The sequence below is a fragment of the Streptomyces angustmyceticus genome (genome assembly GCF_019933235.1).
Classification (GTDB): domain Bacteria; phylum Actinomycetota; class Actinomycetes; order Streptomycetales; family Streptomycetaceae; genus Streptomyces; species Streptomyces angustmyceticus.
On the sequence record NZ_CP082945.1, the window covers coordinates 1,105,059 to 1,124,719 of the forward strand.

A 19,661-nucleotide genomic window follows, 5' to 3' on the forward strand; every position below is an offset into this window, starting at 1 on the left:
CGGCCAGCTCGGGCGTGCGCCCAAGTCGCATAGGCCGTTGCCGGGTTCAAAGGCTGTGGAACCGTCTCAATAGCCGAGATCGTGGTACTCGAGACGAGACACGCCTTATACACCACCCCCTTCACACTCAAGAGCAGCCGGGCCCAGCAAACAGCGGGGTCGTTGTGGGACTGAGAGAGTCCGCAGCTATTCACAGGACCCAACGGGCCGCATTTAGTTCCACGCACCGTGCTGGTCTTGTCGATCGCGGGGTGTGTTGTGCGGTACAGCATGGTGGTGGAAGAACTCGCCTCGGAGGTTACGGTCGAGCCGCCCTCGGATGTGCGGGGGTCGGGTGGCGGCAGCGGGTTGGTCTCACAGGCCGGCGGGGTACTGCTGGTGGAGACGGTCCGGCGGACCGGTCTGGATGCCGCGCTCTCGGCGGCCCTGGAGCCGTGGCGCAAGCCCCGGGCGGTGCATGATTCCGGCAAAATCCTGCTCGATCTGGCCCTGGCGGTCGCGCTGGGCGGGGACTGCCTGTCTGACGTTGCGATGCTGCGGGCCGAGCCCGAGCTGTTCGGGCCAGTCGCCTCCGACCCGACCGTCTCCCGCCTCATCGACACGCTCGCCGCCGCTGGCTCCCGAGCACTGGCCGCCGTCCGGAGAGCGCGGGTCGAAGTACGCGAGCGGCGAGGTGGTCGTGGACATCGACGGTGTGCTGGTCCTGGCGCACTCCGAGAAACAGGACGCCGCTGCGACGTGGAAGAGGACCTTTGGCCATCACCCGCTGTTCCCGTTCCTCGATCACAGCTGCGAAGGCTCCGGGGGGCCGGTTGCGGACCTGCTGCTACCGGGCAACGCGGGCAGCAACATGGCGAGCGACCACATCGCCGCCGCTCGGCAGGCGCTGTCCCAGCTGCCGAAGCAGCACCGTCGCGGACGACGGACGCTGATCCGCACCGACTCCTCGGGTGGCACCCATGAGTTCCTGAACGGGCTGACCGCGCGGGGACGGTGGCTGTCCTACTCGGTCGGGATGGTGATCACCGAGGCGATCCACCGGGCTGTCCTCCTTGCGGATCACCGACGCCGACGTCATGCGCATCACGTGCTTCGCGACGAACACCACCGGCATCCCGATCCCGGCCCTGGAGCTGCGGCATCGTCAGCGGGCCAGGGCTGAGGACCGCATCCGCGCCGCCCGTGACACCGGCCTGCGGAACCTGCCTCTGCACGACGCCGCACAGAACCGCGTCTGGCTGGAGACCGTCCAGTTCACCCTGGAGCTGCTGGCCTGGATGCCCATGCTCGCCCTGGACGGACCTGTCCGGCGCTGGGAACCCAAACGCCTGCGCCTGCGACTGTTCTCCGCCGCCGCCCAGCTCGTCATAACCGGACGCCGCTGCTGGCTCCGACTGGCCCGCCACTGGCCCTGGACCCAGCTCATCACCGCAGCGCTCGAGCGACTGCAAGCCCTCCCGAGCCCCGGCTGACCAGCAAGAACCCCCATCCCGACTCGCCGACGGCCCACACAGCACCCGGGTAGACGCGGTCACGGACGCCGTTGCGCAGGAGTGTGTGGATGCTTTTGATGTCGAGCGTCATGGTCTGCCGATCGCGAGCCGTGGGTGTCCCGTTGAGCAGGGTAGTGGCGCAGCCGGGGGTGGCTTCGGTGCGCCACGGTGCGGTCAGCTGAGGTGTTTGGTGAGGTGGGTCAGGGCGGCAGCAATGGCGATGAGGGGATAGCGGAGCGGCGTTGACGCGGCCAGCTTTCTGGAGGGCAGGAAGCAAGCCGGGGATGGTGCGGAGGCGGTCGAGATCGCGGGCGGAAGCTGCGATCATTTGCGGCTGGTTTGGGCGCTGATCTGGGCGAACGGCTGGCTCACGGCCTCATCGGACGCTGCTGCTTTCACCGTGATTCCCCGCTGTTCCCCGCTCGCTCTGGTGCACTTGTGGTGCAGACCGCGTCACCAGACTGCTTCATCAGAAGCCCCTTCTACGCCTTGGCGCGAGGTCGCGCTCACGTTCACTGCGCTCGCCACGGTTCCACGTGATGACACCTTTCCTGCTGGGCGTAGCCGCCGGGAACGTCCACGCTAACGGAATCCCAGAAGGGCTCGGACTCGCGGAAGTGCCCGCCCCCCGTGTGCCACTGGACTCCGGGATAGTAGCGGCGCAGAGAGCGGAGAGCGGCTGAGGCGAGGCGGCAGCGCGTGTAGCCCTCATAGGAGTGAGGCGATTCCACCCAGCCGATTTCGCACAGATCGCAGACTACGTACTCGACCTCGAAAGCCAGGTCGGATCCGAAGTATGCCGCTCGGATGCGCCAACCTGTCCGCTCATAGGCCCCGGCTGGCCGGTCGGCCCAGGGTCTCGGCGGGGTGGCGGTCCGGTCGAATCGGTAGAACTCGGGGTACGCCCATCGGCGGAGCCGGTCGCGCCAGGTTGGCTTGTCGGGCCACTCCCGTACCCAATGCACGTGGTCAGCGAGCTGCGCTACGGCACGGATCTCCGTTTCCTTCTCTGCCATGGGCTCTCCGTAAGTTGTTAGGCGAACCGGGAGGGCCGGGTGTGGCTTATGGGTTCTTGCCTTCAGTGGCTTCGGAGGAGTAGCCGCCCGGCTCTCCGGGGCGCCCTGGCTGCTGATTGAGATGTGCGCGCTGTGTGCGGTCGCTGATTACGGAGATGACAGCGGCGTGTTCCTTGGGCCGACGGCACGTTGTGCGGAGAGCGGAGGGGCGAGTGAGCGAGCGACAGGCCCCCTGTGATTGTTCGGGCTTGGGCCAGCGCTGCGCGCAAGGCCGCCCGCGCGGTGATGTGGCTGGCTCCGAGCGCGGTTAGCACGGTGAGAATGCCGACCCACAGTCCGCCGTTCGCCATGGCCGAAGAGTCTGTCAGCCAGGGTGCAAGTGAGATAGCCCGCGAGTCGATCACTGGCCTGATCGTGACGGCCAGATAGCTCCCCACTAACTGGCCGTCGGCGGGTAATCCAAACTGCCCGCTAACAGGCCGGGCCGCAGCCCACGGGGGCGATGCGTGCGAGGTGGGATCAATGTCGATGACGTCGATGCGGGGAAAATCTAGTGGGCATCATCACCTCGGAGACCGCCGCAGATCGCCCTGCAAGTTCAGCAGCATCCAGCCTCGTCGCCCGGCCGTTTCCGCCATCCACTAATCGCTGCCGGCACCCCCATTGAGAGCGGGGGCCTCGATCGAGATGGGCATACAAGCCCCTCCGCCAGCATGACGCTTCTGTTGCGCCACCCCAAGCACGTCATCCTTGGCCATCGCGCCTCTAACAGCATTTCCCGGACACCGAACAAGCTCACAGGGCAGACGTTTACACCGGAGTCAACTGCAAAGATCGAGCCTGCTCAACAGCTCGGGCAAGCGAGGCTGCCCGCTCCCCTGGCTCAAGGCACACGCAGGCGATGTGACGCACCATCACATTTTAGCTGACGAATCGTCAGCAAAGTCAGCATTGAGTCAGCATGCACCCTGCCAGAGGTGGTGACAGGTGGCGACACATGCACATGCACCAATCCACTCTGCACCACCCCTGAGCTGCAAAGATGCTGGCCAACCCCTTACACCCGCAACGCTGCCGCCAACCCGGTGTCAATGGAAGCCGAAAAGGCACGGCAAGGCATCGTTGCAGGTCAGAGGGCTTTTCCAGGTCAGCAAGTCAGCACAAAGTCAGCATCGGCGGCGCTGCGCCGGGAAATAGGCTGACTCCCCGGGTCATGCGGCACGCCATGGTCCAGACCTCAGCGGCGTCCGGAGTCGAGACCGATGCCAGTTGTCGCACCAGGGTACAACCATTCGATTCCTTCAAACGCCCTATAGATGACTGGAGTTGAACGAAGCAGCAGCGGCTGCTACTCAGGCACCTCACCGGCAGATACAACGTCTCACTGTCACCGACTGCGCACCTCGCAGCCGCGTTCACCCCACCTGGCAGCGGGGGCACGTGTAAGCGTCCGAGGCAGTACCGCGTCCAATGTGATCTGCTGGTCGGATTGCGACCTTCCAGCGACCCCTCAGCCCCCTGGCGCACCCCCAGACCGTCCGGTTTCACGGTTCGCGCCTACGCCGACTTGCGCCACGCGCCCCTGACCGGCGGCAGTTTCGACGCCGCAGCCTCCTGTTGACCGGCTGCGGGTCCGGGGCAGTGGGATGGGGGCGGGTAGGGGCTGTCTTCTTCGAGCGGCGAATCTTGTCCCCCAGCTCCAGCAGCACGGCGGCATCGACGTTGCTGCGCATCTGGAGAAAGAGGTTGTTCTCCTCGTCATCGACATGCGCGGTCACCTCGGTGCGCAGCCTGCGCACCATCCCTTGAGAACACGATGAGGGAACACGCCAAGACCAACCGAACTCTGCTCGCCCTGCTCGGACTCGTGCTGCTGGGCGGCGGCCTCCTGGTGCTCGCCGACGGCGCCGACATCTACCGGCGCCGACACCTCGAACCCCGGCCGGCTGGCCGCTCACCACTGCGAGCAACGTCCTGGTCCCATCCGCCGATCAGGCCCCGTGGACGGGCATGAGCTGGTGGTGGCCGGCCACCATCGCGGCACTGGCCCTGCTCCTGCCGCTCGCCGTGGCGTGGCTGCTGTCCCAGCATCGGCGCCACCCCCGCCAACTGACCGTCGCAGACTCAACCGAGGACACGGTGACGGTCAGCAACCACGCGTTGAGCGACGCGCTCACCGCCGACCTCGTCACGCTGCCGGGCATCCGGGACAGCCGAGCACTGTTCTACGGCAAGCACACGCACCCACAGACCCGTATCGACCTCACCCTTGGCCCGGGCACCGGCCCGGAGCAGATCCTCAAGGGCCTGCACGACGCCGTCGAACGAGCACGCCGATCCGCCGGCTGGGACAACCTCCCCACCCGTGTCGACCTGAGCGTCGCCCACCACAGAGCACACCGCGTCGAATGACACCACGTCCCGTTCACGGTTCGGGACGCAGCTGAAGGACAGGGCAGCGGCGAGCCAACGCAGGCCGCGCTGGTCGCTTAGTTGGGGGCGCCGCCCGGCCTGCCGGGAAGTTCCAGTCCGCGGCCTGGGCAGAGCGAGGGTTCAGTGGCGTCCGTGGGCGCTGTCGGCAGCTCCGCCGAACAGCCGGGCGACGGCACGAAATGGGAGGGTGACGACGGTGGCGATGGCCCCGCCGATAGACCTGAGTACGTCTGCGATGGCCGTGAGCATGTCGATCCTCCAAGGGTCTCCTCGACCGCGGCGGGCGACGTGCTGCGGATCGCCGTGCGGTCGTGATGCGTCAGCTGGGCAGCTCAGTCCGACTTGGAGCGCGGTTCCTGCGGGTCCACGCCGGAGGATGCCTCGGCATCCCTGCTGCCGCTGGGGCGCTGCGAAGGGCCTCGCCGGCCTTCGTCGTGCATTCCCTTCTCCTGGGACCTGCCGCCCTGCTTTTCTCCGCGACGGGAGGAACTTTTGACGGTGTCGCCCGTGACGCCCTCCATCTCTTCCTGGGACGTTTCCTTGCGAGGTCCGGTCTCGGGGGCGTACTGGTCAGGGTGGAACGACCGGTGCGCGCTCGGATTGTCTTGTTGCGTGGTTTCGTCGATATCAGGAGACCATCCGTGCTGTTTGGTTCCCTTGTGGCGGCTCGGCCCTTCGCCGTGGGAAGGGTGGGGTGTTTTTTCATGCTTGGTCATGAGCGGATCCGCCTCTCGTGTACGCCGCGCCGCGAGCCGGCGAGCGTGGCGTCACTGCCAGGATAGTTCACGCCGCAGAATAGTGAAATCGCCGAGAATTGCAGACGCATTTCACGCGCCATAAACTGCACCCGCAGTTGCACCGACGTGCGTTTCCTTCCGGCGCATCTTATTCTTCTTCCTCTTCGTATTCAGCGTCTTCGTCGTCCTCTTCGGGCTCGTCTTCTTCGGGGGGCTCGTCCTCTTCGGGCTCGTCCTCCAGGTCTTCGGAGTCTTCCTCATCCTCGACCTCTTGGTCCTCTTCGCCTTCGGCGTCTCGATCTTCGTCGTCTTCGAGTCCCTCTTCGTGGGTTCGGACGACTTCGCCATCGCGGATCTCACCGCGCCAGCCTTCGAGGTCCTCGTTGTCGGTGAGCGTGACATACCGCTGGAAGTGCTTGAGGTCCAGACGCAGGCGCCGTCCCTGAGCGCGCCAGATGTTGCCGGTCTTTTCGAAGAAGCCGGCGGGGTAGTACTCGACCACAGCGACAATGCGGGTGAGTTCCGGGGTCAGTTCATGGAAGCTGATGGCACCGCGCGTGGTGCCCTTGCCCCCTTCCGAGTTCCACACGATGCGCTCATCGGGAATCTGCTCTTGTACGGTCGCTTTCCAACTGCGGTTGGAGAACGCCACCTTCAGCTTCCAGTCGCTCTCGATCTCGTCCGACTGCGTGACACTCTTGACGCCCTTGGTGAAGCCGCTGAACTCCTCAAGCTGGGTCCATCGGTCATACACGGTACGCAGGGGCATACCGATGTCGATCACCTCGACGATGTTGGTGACCTTCTTGTCCCCGGCCTTGCCGCCACCGCCGAAGAACCCTTTCACGGTGTCGACTGCCTTGTCCTTGAGGTCACCGGCCTTCTCGCTGAGGAAAGCCTTTACAGGTGACTCGCCGCCGCCGAGCACCCGCTTCCCGACATTGAGCAGGGTGCTGTTGCCGTCCCCCACGTCTCCCAGCCCCTGTGCAAGGTCACTGATCTTTTCTCCGGCCTTGTCCACCAGCCTCTGGCCCTGCGCTTCGGCGAATCCGGACAGCTGCTCCTTGAGCATGTCAAGGCCGGAAGCCTTGTCCGGAGTGGAGTCGCCCTCCTTCGTGGCCATGACCTACCTCCTGCGACTGGTACGGCGGGATGTCTTCTTGGCAGCCGTCTTCTTGGCGGATTTCTTCTTCGCCGCCGGCTTACCGGAGGCAGCCTTCTTCGCCGGAGCCTTCTTGCCCGGGGACTTCGTTGTGCGGGCACGGCTCGCCGAAGACTTCTCCGGTCGCCGCCCGGAGGGCTTCTCCTCTTCGCCCTCTGCTTCTTCGCTCTCGTCCGCGCTTTCTTCCTCGTCGTCAGCCGGTCCTTCTTCGTCCTCGGCCTCGCCCTCTTCTTCATCCTCGGCCGGCTCTTCGCCCTCGGCTGGCTCCTCGTCCTCCGGGGGCCCCTGAAGGGCGCTGGTGCGTTTCTGCAGGGCACCGGCAAGTGCCCCGAGACTGCGGTCGGCTGTCGCAGACAGCGCGGTGCGACCGGACTCCAAGAGCTCACCACGAACCTGGTCCATGAGCTGGGCGGCCTGGGGAGTGGCCGCGAGGCTGCGCAGCGCTTGACCGATCAACTCTCGCGGACTCAGCGCCTGACCGGCGACCATCGAGGCGACCCCGATGGCGAGTTTGCCCTTCTTGGTGCGGCCCAGTACATATCCAGCCGCGAGCGCTGCAGCCAGAGTGACTTTCGTATCGGTTTCCATGAATGGCCTCATGTCACGTTCGTGGGATCGCGCCGCTCAGGCACCGTGCGGCCCCGGTGCGAGGCTCCCCAGATGTCTCGCAGCGCCTCTTGGGAGCAGAAGCTCTCTTCTCCCACCTTCACCCCACATCCTCAGACGCGCATCTCCCCAGGTAAATCGCCCTCGGTGCCGGACCACACCTCGACGACACAGTTCGGGTTTGCCTGACGAACTCGTAGAGTGAGCTTGTTCCGCTTTGACGGACACCCTTGGTGTGGTGGTCAGGCCGCGAGGGCGGTCTCGTAGTCGGCGGGACTGCGGTAACCAAGGCTGCTGTGCAGTCGGTGCAAGTTGTACCAGCCCTCGATGAAGTCGAAGATCGCGGTGTGGGCAGAGGCCCGACTGGGCCAGGCGGCGGTGCCGAGCAACTCACGTTTGATGGTGGCGAAGAAGGACTCGGCAAGGGCGTTGTCCCAGCATTGTCCGGTGCGTCCGACAGAGAGACGGACGTCCAACTCATATGCCAGGGCGGCGAATTGCTGACTGGTGTATTGGCAGCCGCGATCCGAGTGGAAGATCACCGGATGGGCAGGGCGACGCTGCTGGCAGGCAGATCGCAGAGCATCGGCGACCAGATCGGTCCGCAGGTGGTCGGCGGTGGCCCAGCCCACCACCCGCCGCGAGGCGATGTCGATGACCGTGGCCAGATAGAGCCAGCCCTCGTCGGTCGGGACGTAGGTGATGTCGCCGCACCAGCGGGTATCGAGTCCCGCGGCGTCGGGGGCGAAGTCGCGGACCACGAGGTCGGGCCGGAGGGCGGATCGAGGATCAGGAATCGTGGTGGTGTGCCGTCGCCTGCGGTGCCGGCCCTCCAAACCGGCCGCCCGCATCAGCCGGGCAACCCGGCGGCGGCCGCAGCCGGCGCCTTCCTGCTTGAGTACCGCATGAACGCGCGGGGCCCCATAGGTACCGCGTGAATGCTCGTGGACTGCGGCGATCCGCCGGGTCAGCTCGGCGTCCTGGACGGTGCGGGGACCGGGCTTGCCGCTACGGCGGGCGTAGAAGGCGGTTCGGGAGACCTTGAGCAGTTCACATGCGCGCTTGACGCTGTGACCAGCGCGTTTCTCCGCCTCGATGAACGGGTGCACCGTCACCGGGTCTCCTTCGCGAAGAAAGCCGTGGCTCGCTTGAGGATGTCGACGTCCTCGCGCAGTCGGCGATTCTCCCGCCGCAAGGCGGCCAGTTCCTCGCGTTCGCTGCTGGTCAGCCCATCCTTCTCACCGGCGTCGACCTCAGCCTGGCTGACCCACAGCCGCACCGCGGTCTCTGTCAGGTCGAAGTCCTTGGCCACCTGGCCGACCGAGCGGTCACCGCGTCGGCACAGCTCGACGATCTCGGCCTTGAACTCCGGCGTGAACGAGCGGCGAGGGCGTGGCTTCTTCTTCCCCATGCTCTCCATGATGGACATCCTTCCGGGGCAGGGCCCCTGATCTCGGATGTCCGTCAAAGCGGATCAAACCCAAGAGCTCCAGGTGCTCACGAGGCTTTCGAATCACGATCGCTGATGACTTGCGCGTGATCAGGCTCCCCACAGGGAGCCCGGTCCGACTCGTGAACAGTCCGTCCGCATTCACTGCACGATGAGTCCACCCGGACACCGCTGCGGGGTCCGGGTTGCGACCGGACGTCAGGCCGGCACAGCTTCCTTTCCGCCCCGGTCGGCCGGGACGAACTTGTCGATCCTGCCGTCCGCCCCGGGTACGGATGCCTGATTTGCCGGCTTCGTATGCCGGGAGAGCGGTTACGCCAGGACGCGGTGCGGCTTTCGTCTCACGCTATCCGGCGGGCCGAACGAGTATCCGGCTCTGCCGCGCCAGGTACGGGCGCGGCAGAGGTCGCCCGGTCCGGACGGCACGAACCACCCCCGAATCAGCTGTCTGTGGAGTCGATCGGACCCGCATGCGTGGCCGTAATCCTGGTTCCGCACCCGACGCCGCGACCAACTGTCGAACGATCAGACGTCAGGTCCACCCGCTCCGACGGGTGAGCGGACCCGACGCGGCTGACAGAGCGTGCTCGTGGCCGTGCCGGGTAGGGGCCTGGTGACGGGGGCTCAGCAACCGGAGGGAGCCGGTCATGAGCAACAGCACCATGACGGCACGAGCAGCGCAGGGGACCACGTCGAAGGTGTGTGCCGTCCCGGCCCCGACGGTGCTGCCGCAGATCGAGGACCCTCAGCACATGTGACTCCATAGACCGGCCCGTTCAAGCCTCCGGCTCCAATCAGCAGACCGGCTTTGTCGCCGACCTCATCGGCACCGAGGATCCTTGGGTTTGATCCGCTTTGACGGACATCCGAGATCAGGGGCCCTGCCCCGGAAGGATGTCCATCATGGAGAGCATGGGGAAGAAGAAGCCACGCCCTCGCCGCTCGTTCACGCCGGAGTTCAAGGCCGAGATCGTCGAGCTGTGCCGACGCGGTGACCGCTCGGTCGGCCAGGTGGCCAAGGACTTCGACCTGACAGAGACCGCGGTGCGGCTGTGGGTCAGCCAGGCTGAGGTCGACGCCGGTGAGAAGGATGGGCTGACCAGCAGCGAACGCGAGGAACTGGCCGCCTTGCGGCGGGAGAATCGCCGACTGCGCGAGGACGTCGACATCCTCAAGCGAGCCACGGCTTTCTTCGCGAAGGAGACCCGGTGACGGTGCACCCGTTCATCGAGGCGGAGAAACGCGCTGGTCACAGCGTCAAGCGCGCATGTGAACTGCTCAAGGTCTCCCGAACCGCCTTCTACGCCCGCCGTAGCGGCAAGCCCGGTCCCCGCACCGTCCAGGACGCCGAGCTGACCCGGCGGATCGCCGCAGTCCACGAGCATTCACGCGGTACCTATGGGGCCCCGCGCGTTCATGCGGTACTCAAGCAGGAAGGCGCCGGCTGCGGCCGCCGCCGGGTTGCCCGGCTGATGCGGGCGGCCGGTTTGGAGGGCCGGCACCGCAGGCGACGGCACACCACCACGATTCCTGATCCTCGATCCGCCCTCCGGCCCGACCTCGTGGTCCGCGACTTCGCCCCCGACGCCGCGGGACTCGATACCCGCTGGTGCGGCGACATCACCTACGTCCCGACCGACGAGGGCTGGCTCTATCTGGCCACGGTCATCGACATCGCCTCGCGGCGGGTGGTGGGCTGGGCCACCGCCGACCACCTGCGGACCGATCTGGTCGCCGATGCTCTGCGATCTGCCTGCCAGCAGCGTCGCCCTGCCCATCCGGTGATCTTCCACTCGGATCGCGGCTGCCAATACACCAGTCAGCAATTCGCCGCCCTGGCATATGAGTTGGACGTCCGTCTCTCTGTCGGACGCACCGGACAATGCTGGGACAACGCCCTTGCCGAGTCCTTCTTCGCCACCATCAAACGTGAGTTGCTCGGCACCGCCGCCTGGCCCAGTCGGGCCTCTGCCCACACCGCGATCTTCGACTTCATCGAGGGCTGGTACAACTTGCACCGACTGCACAGCAGCCTTGGTTACCGCAGTCCCGCCGACTACGAGACCGCCCTCGCGGCCTGACCACCACACCAAGGGTGTCCGTCAAAGCGGAACAAGCTCACCTGCCCTCGCACTGGCAGAAGACATCCAGGCTCTCAAGCCACACCTGGCCGAGCTCGGCGACCGCGACCGCACTCTCCTCGAACTCCGCTTCGGCGCCGAGATGCCCCAGAGCGAAATCGGCGAGGAACTCGGCCTCTCCCAGATGCACGTCTCCCGCCTCATCACCCGCATCTGCACACACCTGCGGGAAGAGATGCTGGCCACCGACTGACTGAACAGCACCTCAACTGCTGCTCACAGCATGCCACTTGCCTCCGCATGGGCCTGCCGGGGCAAGAGGTTCAGCTGCCCGTAAGCCCGCCGCAGCTGCTCCTTGCCCATAGTTGAAACGGCCCTCACTATTCTTCTTTGACCTCTTCGTAGTGATGCTCCTTGGCCGGAACGCCCGGTCCACGGTGGGAGCGTTTGCCCGCCTGACGACGCCTCCCGACGGCGAAAGAACGCCGGCCGCCGTCCTGGCACCCGCAGACGCCGACGACGACATCGACTGGACGACGCCGGTGGACTCCACGGGCATCCGGGCCCACCAGCACGCCGCGGGAGCACGCAAAAAGAGGCGACGTGCTCCGGCGAGCCTGCCGATCGCGCACTTGGACGCTCCCGCGGCGAGCTGAACACCAAGGCACACCTGGCCGCCGACGGCGCTGCACGGCCTCTGACCTTCACCGTCACCGCAGGCCAAGCCGGTGACGCCCCTACCTTCGCGACGGCGATGTCTGGCATCCCCGTGCCGCGAAACGGCCCGGGCAGGCTGAGAACCAGCCCCTCGCCGTGCTGGTCGGCCGGGCCCACTCATCCCGCCATCCGCAGCCACCTGCGACGCCGAGGCATCCGCGCAGCACCGCAGCCCCTCGACCAGATCGGCCCCGCCTGCGGCGAGGCTGTCAGGTCAGGTGACCGCCCGCCCGACTTCGACGTTTACTACAAGCGCCTGGTCCGCCTCGCCGCATAGGACACCGTCTAATGACCACAATCCGGCATTGCGTGATATCGAGCCGGCTCCGTGCTCGCACTGGCACGGCTCAGCTCACCCAGGCAACCTCACCCCGCCGCGCGAAAGGGCTGGGCGACCTGGATCGGCCCGCCACCGACGACGGGTTTTGACGCCTCCGCCCGCGAGCTGCGCCCCAGCCTCCCCCGGGTGGGCATTCACCGTCTCCCGGCACCCATAATGCGGGGCGGTACCGAATTGCGCCCTGTGGCGCCCTCGCGCAAAGCCATGAAAGCCGCAGCAGCTTCTGGGTGGCGGCGTTCGGCATATGTGACCCGTCCACCCCACCCACACACCTCAGGGGAAATTCCCTGCCTGAAGCCCGCGGTCGTCTAGGGTCAGTGACGGTCGCGGGCTTCCTGAGGCTCCGCCGAACAGTCGGGCGACAGCACGGCTACCCGGCAAGCTTCGGGCGGCGTACCGCTCGGCGCTTGTCGCGAGGTACACCGTGACGCTCTACGTTCGCCGGGCTGACGGCGCACTGGAGGGCGACTCGGCCACCTCGGTGAGTGGCTCCCGGCGCGCGCGATGATGCGGACGATTCGCTCGGCTCATGACCTACCGGTGGGCAGGTCGATGTCCGAACAGGTGCCACTTGTGACGGTGTCCGTCACCGTCGGGTCGGCCACCCCGAGGGGAGCTGCCGTCCTGCCGTGCCGCCGTTCCCAGGTCGCTCCTCGTGTCAGGGTGGTCGACGCGGCCCTCGTGGTCCGTGCCGCGTGCAGCGGCTGCATCGTGGCGCTCCCCTTTGAGCGCTTGACGCATTGCATGCTTCTTGCGGGTGCTGCGGCGCATGCCGCCGAGCAGCAGACTCAGCCCAAGCACTGCCACTGCGCCGATGATGGCACCCAAGAGGAACAACATGCCGGTGGATCCGGTCATGTGGTACCCGAATACCTTGAACGCTGCCGTCAGCTCGTGTGCGCTACCCATGTTGGTAACAACGGCGGCGACGCCGACGACTACCGCAGCGATCAAGAGGATGACTCCGAGAATCACAATCATGACGAGCTCCTGATAATCACCCGAAAGCGCTGTTATCAGGCTGCACCCATCCGCTCGCAGGCACCACCGGGCACCTTCTTCAGCAGTTGCGCGCGATGCAAGAGCCCCGGGTTCGGAACACCGCCAGCAGAAGAACGAGAGCACGACCGGTCCTCCCAGCCGGAGCGCTACGTGCCCCAGGTGGACCACCGCAAGGAGGACACAGGGCAGGAGAAGGTGCCACCGGCGAACGAGATGAAAAGCGAGACCAAGGGCAGCGAACCCCGAGCGGCTCAGACCGACGAGAAGGGCGTGAGGACAGACCGGCTCCGAGAGTCGCTCATCGGCCGACCGGAGCCCGGGATGCCGCGGCGCACTCTGACGTGGACCGCAAAGCCCGGGCCGTCGCTGTACTGAGCGAGACGCTGGAACTCTTGGGGCCAGGTCTATCGGCTGGTCCGAGTCGGCGGCCTTCCGCTGCCTGGAAGCCGACAGCTCTGCTGGTGCGCGACACGCCGCGCCGGCTTCGGTCTGGGCCCGCCACCGATGCCCTCTACCAAGTGCCGGTGAGTCCATACCTGCGGGTGCCCGATGCTGCTCGCCAGAGTGCGTGGCCCGGGGCGACAGGGTCGGTACGGGCGGACCGCTCTCCTGGTTTCGGCCCCTCAGCATCGCGGCCGTGAAAGAGCCGCGATGACCTCACCCACCTCACGCCGACCGTGATCACGGACGAGAGGGCCGACGTCGGCCGGGAGGCCGCCGGTGTGCGACGCAATGAGCCCCCTGCTGCGGGCTGCCGCGCAGTCCGCGCCCTCGACGCACGGACGAGAGGGAAGCAGCCAAGGCCCAGGCCGAAGCCCCGCATGCACGCGCGACCGTCGAGGCCGATGGGGGCAGGCGCAGCGCAGCATCCTCGATGAGGTGTATGTCCTCGCCTAGGGCACCTCGGTACCGGAGGCGCCCGTCAAGGAGATGGTCGCTGCGCTGGCGCTGTTGCCTTCTGGCACGCGCGCTCAACAGCTGCTCCTCCGCTCGGAGACGCGGCGGGTCGGCCCCGTTCGTCCCGTGCGGTCGATGGCTGCTCCGCCTCCGGGTCTGCTGCGCGTAGAGGCATGTCTCCCTGTGGTGTGTCGTCGAGCGCTATGCGCCGCAGGAAGGCGCCGAAGCCGTGCGGGGCCCGGGAGTCGGGTCGGGCTGAGGTGTGCACCGGGCAGGCGTCGGTGCGCAGGATGCGGTAGGCGCGCTGTTCGAGAGCGGCTACGAGCGCGCGGTCCTCTCCGTGGGCGAGAGCGGCGAATCCGCCCGTCGCGCGGTAGGGCGCGGCTGCTACGCCGAGGTTGGCGCCGTGGACGTGCGGGTGCCCCCAGGGGTGGGGTGGTGCGGGACGGCCGGCGAAGTAGTGGGCACGGTGCCGGGCCGCCGTCCGAGGGGCGAGTGCGGCGTGCGGGCGGATGCGCACGGTGCCGACGACGCAGTGCCAGCCCTGGCGCGCGCACCGCAGCTGGTGGGCCAGCCATCGTGGCGGTACGAGGGAGTCGGCGTCCGTCGTCGCGATCCATGCCCGCTCCGCTCGGGAGCCGAGCAGGCGGAGGGCGCACGCCACGCCAGCTGCTCGGGCGGCCCCGACGTTGTGCGCCGGCAGTTCGACGATCGCCGCGCCCCAGTGCGCGGCGATCGCGGCCGTGGTGTCCGTGCAGGCGTCTGCGGCGACCACCGTCACCACGGGCACTGCGGCTGCCTCCGGGTGGCGGAGAGCCATGCGGAGGGCGGCCAGTGCGGCCGGGAGTTCGTGCGCTTCGTTGTGCGCGGGGATGACCACGGCGAGCGCCGAGGGAGGGGGTGGTGGCCGTTTCACACCAGGTCCTCGTGCTGGGCGGGCGAGCGCGGGGCACTGTGGTTGCCGCGGCGGCGCAGCAGGGTCTGGAGGGTGAAATCTGCGTCGCGGACCTCGGTGAGCAGGGACAGCTGCGGGGTGGCGGCGACCGCGGTGGCGACTTCGGGGCCGGTGCGCACGTGCTCGGGTACGGGGTGGTTCCAGTGCACGGTGATCAGCGTGCCTCCGGGTTCCAGGCAGGCCACGGTCTGGTCGAGGGTGTTTTGCAGTGTCGTGTCGTCGAAGTAGTAGAGGAGTTCGGAGAGGACGACGAGGTCGAAGGTGCCTTCTGGCCACTGGTCGGGGACGGTGAGCCGGCGCACGTCGACGTGCGGGAGGTCGCGGTTGCGCGCGTCGGCGGTGGCGACGGCGGAGGCGACGCGGTCGGTCGCGAGCAGATGGTCGCAGCGGGCGGCGAGTTGGCGGGTCAGGACGCCGACGGAGCAGCCCGGCTCGAAGCCGGCCCGGTAGTGCTGCCGGGGCAGCGAGGCGAGGGTCAGGGCGTACTTGCGGTGCTCGTACCAGCGGCCGGCCAGGTCCCAGGGGTCCGTAGAGGCGCCGTACATGGCCTCGAAGTAGCCGGGTGGGGTGCTCAACGGAACATCACCTCGAAGCGCCGGGTGTGGTGTGCGACCTCCTCCGGCGGGAGGATCGCCGCGTTCTGCGCGCCCTCGCCCAGGGGGTGGAGCTGGCTGACGAACTGCCCGATCGCCGCGGCCTTCAGCGCCGCGACATCGGCCGGCAGCCGCAGCAGCGCGGCGTCGCCCCAGGGGACGCGTGGATCGCCCGGGCGGGCCCAGTGCCACATCCACACCGGATACATCCACAGCCGCACCCCCGCCTGCCGGCACACGCGGCGGGCGGCCCGTCCGGCCGCCTCGTGGTCACTGTGCAGATCCCCGGACCACGGGGCGGCACACCAGGCGGCGCCGGTCTCGCGCAGCAGAGCGGCGAGCCGTCCGGCCACCGCGGCTTCGTGGCGGTCGACCTGGGTGTCGGGCACGCCGAGACGCACCGGCCGTACGTCCGGTAGACCCAACACAGCGAGAGCGGAACGGAGTTCGGAGCTGCGTGTGCGGGCCAGCTGCTGTGGCGTGACAAGGGTGCTATGGGGATGCGACATCTCGCCATCGGTGATGGTCATGACGTGGACCTCGGTGCCGGCGGTGGCGAGGCGGGCGAGGGTGCCGCCGAAGCCCAGCACCTCGTCGTCGGGGTGGGCGGCCACGGCGACGACCGGACCGCCGGGCAGGGCCGCGGTGGGCAGACGGTGCAGGGCGTCCCACGCCGCCCACAGTCCCTCTGAGGTGCCCGGGGCGTCGATGGCGTCGGCAGCGGCCTGCCGGAGGTCTGCGCTCACGCGGCCCCCTCGCCGCGCGCCAGCAGGGTGCCCAGTTCCGCGTCGCTGCGCTCGGCGTGGTGCTGGCGGAGGTAGACGGTGAGGTCCGCCACCGCTCGGGCGTGCGCGGCGTCCCGGCACAGCGGACCGGCGCCGGTGGCCCGTCCGACGTGCTGCAGCACCTCGGTGCAGACCTTCTCCACGAAGGCCCGCACCCGCAGGCTGCGCACCCGGCCTGTGCTGCTGCGGTCCAGGAAGTCCTCGTCGATCTCTTGCGCCGCGCGGTCGAGGACCGTCTCGGCGGCGTGCAATAGGGAGTCCGCCTGTCCCAGGTGGGCGGCGGCGTGCCCGTTCAGCGGGTGGCGCCCCGCCGCGTCCAGCAGAGTGTCGGCGACTGCTTGAGCGCCTCCCAGCCAGCAGGCCGCGACCCCGACACCGCCGTGCTGGAAGCCCGCCCGTTGCACATAGCCCTCCATCTGCCCGACCGGCTCCGCGGGAACGTCGTGGAAGGTGACGTCGAGGGTGTCGCTGCCCACCATGCCCAGCGCCTGCCAGCTGTCCGGCACCGGCGTCACGCCCCGGTCGGCGAGGCGCACGGCGAACAGGCGCCGTCCCTGGCCGGTCTCGGCCGTCACCAGCGCGTGGGTGCAGATCCGTGCTCCGGAGCAGTACTGCTTGACGCCCCGCAGGCGCCAGCCGGTGCCGTCGCTGTCGGCGTGGAGTTCCGGGCCGGGCGCATGGGCCGCCCACACGCCCCACCGCTCTCCCGGGTTCGCCGCGCAGCCGTCCAGTTCGTCGAGGATCGCCACCGCATCGACATGTCCTTCGGCCAGCCGGGCTACGGACAGGTCCTGCCGTCCCAGGGCCCGCAGGGCCCCGAACCGTTCGGCGGTCCGCCCGGAGCCGGGCAGGGGAAGGTCCAGGACGTGCCCTTCGACCAGTCCGGCGAACTGCTCGGCGACCGCCTGAAAAGGGTCCGGGGCGCCCGGCCGGGCTGCGGAGGCCGCCCCGGTCCCCGCGGGCGGCACGGGAATCCCCACCCTCGGCTCCTCTCCGCCACGGCATCGCTCTCGTGAGTAGTCTGCGGTCCCGTGCGACACCCCCGCACCTTGAGATCCACCAGTGTGCGGGGCCGGGACCTGCGCCTCCCCTGGAGTCGGGGTCCGGCGAGCCGCCCGGTCTGCGTCGCCGAGTGCTTTCGTCTCCGACCCAGGACACGCTCCGGGCCGGCCACGCAATAGAGGCCCTGACCGTCGCCGCGGTCGATGCGCCGCTCGGACAGCCGGTACAGCCGCAGCTGGGCACAGCTCCAGGTCGATCGCGTTCTTGAAGAGACCTGGTTCCCATGCCGGATACGGTCACACTGCGGCCCCGGTCGCTCAAGGCCGCTCGCACGAGATCTCCCAAGACCGCGGTCACCGAACGTGCGCATCCGCGCCCCCTCGCATGGGGCGGGGAGCCACCACCCGTAGGTGGGGCGGCTGGTCCAGGTGGGTGCCGTCCGGGTGTCAGCAGCCAGCTCAGCGGGTGTGATGGGGACGCGGTCCTGCGACCGTCTCAGCGGACAGCGTCCCGAGCCGGTACTGCCGGCCAGCGAGGTTGTATGCGAAGCAGAGTTGAGCGCGCCGGCCGCTGTGGGCGCCGACTCTCGCGAAAGGAGTCACGGTGGCTACGCCCTCCTCGGATGGTCCGGACCGAGAACACCACGAGGTCGACGACGCTGACCACGGTGGTAGCGCTCACAGACGCCCGAGCGGCGACGGTGGCGGCGCGCGTCGCTCCCGCGCAGACGAGGATGGCGACGGCGGCGAGGCCGGTCGTCCGTCCCGGAAGGGTGCCGCCGACGGTGGTTTGTCCGCGGGCGTCGTGAAGCGCACGTTGCGCGAGTTCAAGGAGGACAATCTCACGGACTGGGCGGCTGCCCTGACCTACTACGGAGTGCTGGCGATCTTCCCTGCCCTGCTGGCTCTGGTGTCCATTCTGGGTCTGCTGGGTCCTTCCGCCATCGACTCAATGATCAAGAATCTCTCCAGCATCGCGCCCGGGTCCGTGCGCAGCCTCCTCACCACCATCCTGGAGCAGCTGAAGGGCGGCCAGGGCAAGGCCCTGCTCGCGTTGATCATCGGTATTGCCCTGGCTCTGTGGTCGGCCTCCGGCTACGTCGCCGCCTTCATGCGGGCGTCCAATGTCGTCTACGACATCGGTGAGGGCCGGCCGGTGTGGAAGACGCTGTGGGTCCGTCTCGGCATCACCATCGCCGTGGTGATCCTTCTGGCCCTCACCGCGGTCGGGGTCGTGTTCACCGGCACCGTGGCCAAGAAGATGGGGTCGATCCTGGGCCTGGGTGACACGGCAGTGACCGTGTGGAATGTCGCCAAGTGGCCCGTCATGCTCATCCTGGTCGCTCTGAGTGTCATGGTGCTGTACTGGGCAGCCCCAAACGTCAAACGCCGAATCCGGCGCGTGCTGCCCGGCGGCGTCCTGGCCGTGGCCATCTGGCTCATCGTCTCTGCACTGTTCGCCCTCTACGTCGCCAATTTCAGCAGCTACAACAAGACCTACGGAACCTTCGCCACCCCTATCGTCGCGCTGATCTGGCTGTGGCTCACCAACATCGCGATCCTGCTCGGGCTGGAGTTCAATGCCGAACTTGAACGCGGACGCGCCACCGAACGCGGCCATCCCCCGGGTGACGAGCCCTACGCCGAGCCCCGCGACACTCGCAAGCTCTGAGAACTGCAGGGAATCGACATGATCGTCAGCGAGACGAGCGGCAGGCAGAACGCCCGTCGATGAGCAAGGGGCGCGCGCTGTCACCGATGAGGGGTGAGCTCGACCCGGCGTTGGCCCAGCGGGATGGTGAGTGGCAGCAGCCGCTTATGCACATCGGCAGCTGGGGCCGTGATCTCGTCGACCAGCCGCTTCCGCGGCCGACCGACGGCAACCCGCCGCGGCGGTGCCACCGGTACCTCGCGGCGGGTGCGGCCGCTGCGGGTGCGCTCGTGGCTAGCGTCTCCTGCACCGGATCGTTGCCGGCCACCGCGTCAGGCGCCAGATGACCACCTAACGGTGTGCCTCGCCACGGGCACCGCCGCCCTTGCCCACTGCGGATCGTCGTGCACGACGGCGTGCTCCCCGGGAGTGTCGCCGCGCTCGTCGCCGCCGACGGACTGAGCAGTGCGCCCGCGCCGAACTCGTCTTCCGTCAGTTGTCAGAGCCTCGATCGGGGTGGTTGCAGGCTGATGAGCCACGGCTCGACCAGAGCGTCGGCCAGGTTGGGAAACACACGGAAGACGCCCTCGGTCCCGGTGAGCTCCAGCACACTGGGCAACGGAGTGCCGCACCAGCTCGATCGCCAGAGCGTCCACAAGCCGTTTGCGGTCCTTGCTGCCCGGGGTGCCTGGTCGAACCGTGCGAAGAGCTCCCCGACCTCCCGGTGATCAGCAACCAGCTC

Annotated in this window: 18 protein-coding genes and 2 pseudogenes; 8 read left to right on the top strand and 12 right to left on the bottom strand. The window is 68.0% G+C overall.

Annotated elements, in window-relative coordinates:
* The first annotated feature begins 270 nt into the window (after positions 1-270).
* Positions 271-1,472 (top strand): annotated as a pseudogene (locus K7396_RS05355) (transposase).
* Positions 1,473-4,053: 2,581 nt separating this feature from the next.
* Here K7396_RS05355 and K7396_RS05365 read toward each other — a convergent pair.
* Entirely contained in the window at positions 4,054-4,311 is a 258-nt protein-coding gene (locus K7396_RS05365; RefSeq protein ID WP_143589175.1) for a hypothetical protein, read from the bottom strand.
* Positions 4,312-4,325: 14 nt separating this feature from the next.
* Between K7396_RS05365 and K7396_RS05370 the strand changes: the two genes are divergently transcribed.
* On the top strand, positions 4,326-4,523 hold the full coding sequence (locus K7396_RS05370; RefSeq protein WP_143589174.1) for a hypothetical protein: 198 nt from the start codon (positions 4,326-4,328) through the stop codon (positions 4,521-4,523).
* Complete coding sequence (locus K7396_RS05375; RefSeq protein WP_086719642.1) at positions 4,520-4,921, top strand: hypothetical protein; 402 nt, start codon at positions 4,520-4,522, stop codon at positions 4,919-4,921. Before K7396_RS05370 ends, K7396_RS05375 begins: the two co-directional genes overlap by 4 nt.
* A gap of 141 nt (positions 4,922-5,062) precedes the next feature.
* Here K7396_RS05375 and K7396_RS35635 read toward each other — a convergent pair whose 3' ends face one another.
* The 6 genes from K7396_RS35635 to K7396_RS05400 all read right to left on the bottom strand — a co-directional run bounded on the left by K7396_RS35635 (position 5,063) and on the right by K7396_RS05400 (position 8,867).
* Entirely contained in the window at positions 5,063-5,191 is a 129-nt protein-coding gene (locus K7396_RS35635; RefSeq protein WP_263295776.1) for an LPFR motif small protein, read from the bottom strand.
* An 83-nt stretch (positions 5,192-5,274) separates the two neighbouring features.
* Positions 5,275-5,658, bottom strand: coding sequence for a hypothetical protein (locus K7396_RS05380; RefSeq protein ID WP_086719641.1), 384 nt, complete (start codon positions 5,656-5,658; stop codon positions 5,275-5,277).
* Between the two features lie 169 nt (positions 5,659-5,827).
* Positions 5,828-6,802, bottom strand: coding sequence for an SRPBCC family protein (locus K7396_RS05385; protein WP_086719640.1), 975 nt, complete (start codon positions 6,800-6,802; stop codon positions 5,828-5,830).
* A gap of 3 nt (positions 6,803-6,805) precedes the next feature.
* The gene (locus K7396_RS05390) at positions 6,806-7,429 is read right to left on the bottom strand and encodes a hypothetical protein (RefSeq protein ID WP_086719639.1); all 624 of its coding nucleotides are present in this window, start codon (positions 7,427-7,429) and stop codon (positions 6,806-6,808) included.
* Positions 7,430-7,689: 260 nt separating this feature from the next.
* Complete coding sequence (locus K7396_RS05395) at positions 7,690-8,562, bottom strand: IS3 family transposase (protein ID WP_107421206.1); 873 nt, start codon at positions 8,560-8,562, stop codon at positions 7,690-7,692.
* The gene (locus K7396_RS05400; RefSeq protein ID WP_223659499.1) at positions 8,559-8,867 is read right to left on the bottom strand and encodes a transposase; all 309 of its coding nucleotides are present in this window, start codon (positions 8,865-8,867) and stop codon (positions 8,559-8,561) included. Before K7396_RS05400 ends, K7396_RS05395 begins: the two co-directional genes overlap by 4 nt.
* Before the next feature lie 933 nt (positions 8,868-9,800).
* Between K7396_RS05400 and K7396_RS05405 the strand changes: the two genes are divergently transcribed.
* The 4 genes and pseudogenes from K7396_RS05405 to K7396_RS35910 all read left to right on the top strand — a co-directional run.
* Positions 9,801-10,109 carry a transposase gene (locus K7396_RS05405; protein WP_223659499.1) on the top strand — a complete coding sequence of 103 codons (309 nt, stop codon included), beginning with the start codon at positions 9,801-9,803 and terminating at the stop codon, positions 10,107-10,109.
* Complete coding sequence (locus K7396_RS05410; protein WP_107421206.1) at positions 10,106-10,978, top strand: IS3 family transposase; 873 nt, start codon at positions 10,106-10,108, stop codon at positions 10,976-10,978. Before K7396_RS05405 ends, K7396_RS05410 begins: the two co-directional genes overlap by 4 nt.
* Positions 10,932-11,231, top strand: coding sequence for a sigma-70 family RNA polymerase sigma factor (locus tag K7396_RS05415; RefSeq protein ID WP_398685863.1), 300 nt, complete (start codon positions 10,932-10,934; stop codon positions 11,229-11,231). The genes K7396_RS05410 and K7396_RS05415 overlap by 47 nt, the downstream gene beginning before the upstream one ends.
* A gap of 235 nt (positions 11,232-11,466) precedes the next feature.
* Positions 11,467-11,936: pseudogene (locus K7396_RS35910) on the top strand (IS5/IS1182 family transposase); the annotation flags it as partial.
* Between the two features lie 633 nt (positions 11,937-12,569).
* On the opposite strand, the gene K7396_RS05425 reads toward K7396_RS35910, so the two are convergent.
* The 5 genes from K7396_RS05425 to K7396_RS05445 form a co-directional block, all read right to left on the bottom strand.
* Positions 12,570-13,016: a hypothetical protein gene (locus K7396_RS05425; protein ID WP_086715512.1), complete on the bottom strand. Its 447-nt coding sequence runs from the start codon at positions 13,014-13,016 to the stop codon at positions 12,570-12,572.
* Positions 13,017-13,959: 943 nt separating this feature from the next.
* Positions 13,960-14,850 (bottom strand): glycosyltransferase, encoded by an 891-nt coding sequence (locus K7396_RS05430; protein WP_086715507.1) that lies wholly within the window; start codon positions 14,848-14,850, stop codon positions 13,960-13,962.
* Entirely contained in the window at positions 14,847-15,464 is a 618-nt protein-coding gene (locus K7396_RS05435; protein ID WP_086715504.1) for an SAM-dependent methyltransferase, read from the bottom strand. Before K7396_RS05435 ends, K7396_RS05430 begins: the two co-directional genes overlap by 4 nt.
* Positions 15,461-16,228: a PIG-L deacetylase family protein gene (locus tag K7396_RS05440; RefSeq protein WP_086715502.1), complete on the bottom strand. Its 768-nt coding sequence runs from the start codon at positions 16,226-16,228 to the stop codon at positions 15,461-15,463. The genes K7396_RS05435 and K7396_RS05440 overlap by 4 nt, the downstream gene beginning before the upstream one ends.
* On the bottom strand, positions 16,225-17,247 hold the full coding sequence (locus K7396_RS05445) for an acyl-CoA dehydrogenase family protein (RefSeq protein WP_223659668.1): 1,023 nt from the start codon (positions 17,245-17,247) through the stop codon (positions 16,225-16,227). The genes K7396_RS05440 and K7396_RS05445 overlap by 4 nt, the downstream gene beginning before the upstream one ends.
* Positions 17,248-17,872: 625 nt before the next feature.
* On the opposite strand from K7396_RS05445, the gene K7396_RS05450 reads away from it, so the two are divergent.
* Positions 17,873-18,940 carry a YihY/virulence factor BrkB family protein gene (locus K7396_RS05450; protein ID WP_086715498.1) on the top strand — a complete coding sequence of 356 codons (1,068 nt, stop codon included), beginning with the start codon at positions 17,873-17,875 and terminating at the stop codon, positions 18,938-18,940.
* Positions 18,941-19,661 lie beyond the last annotated feature (721 nt).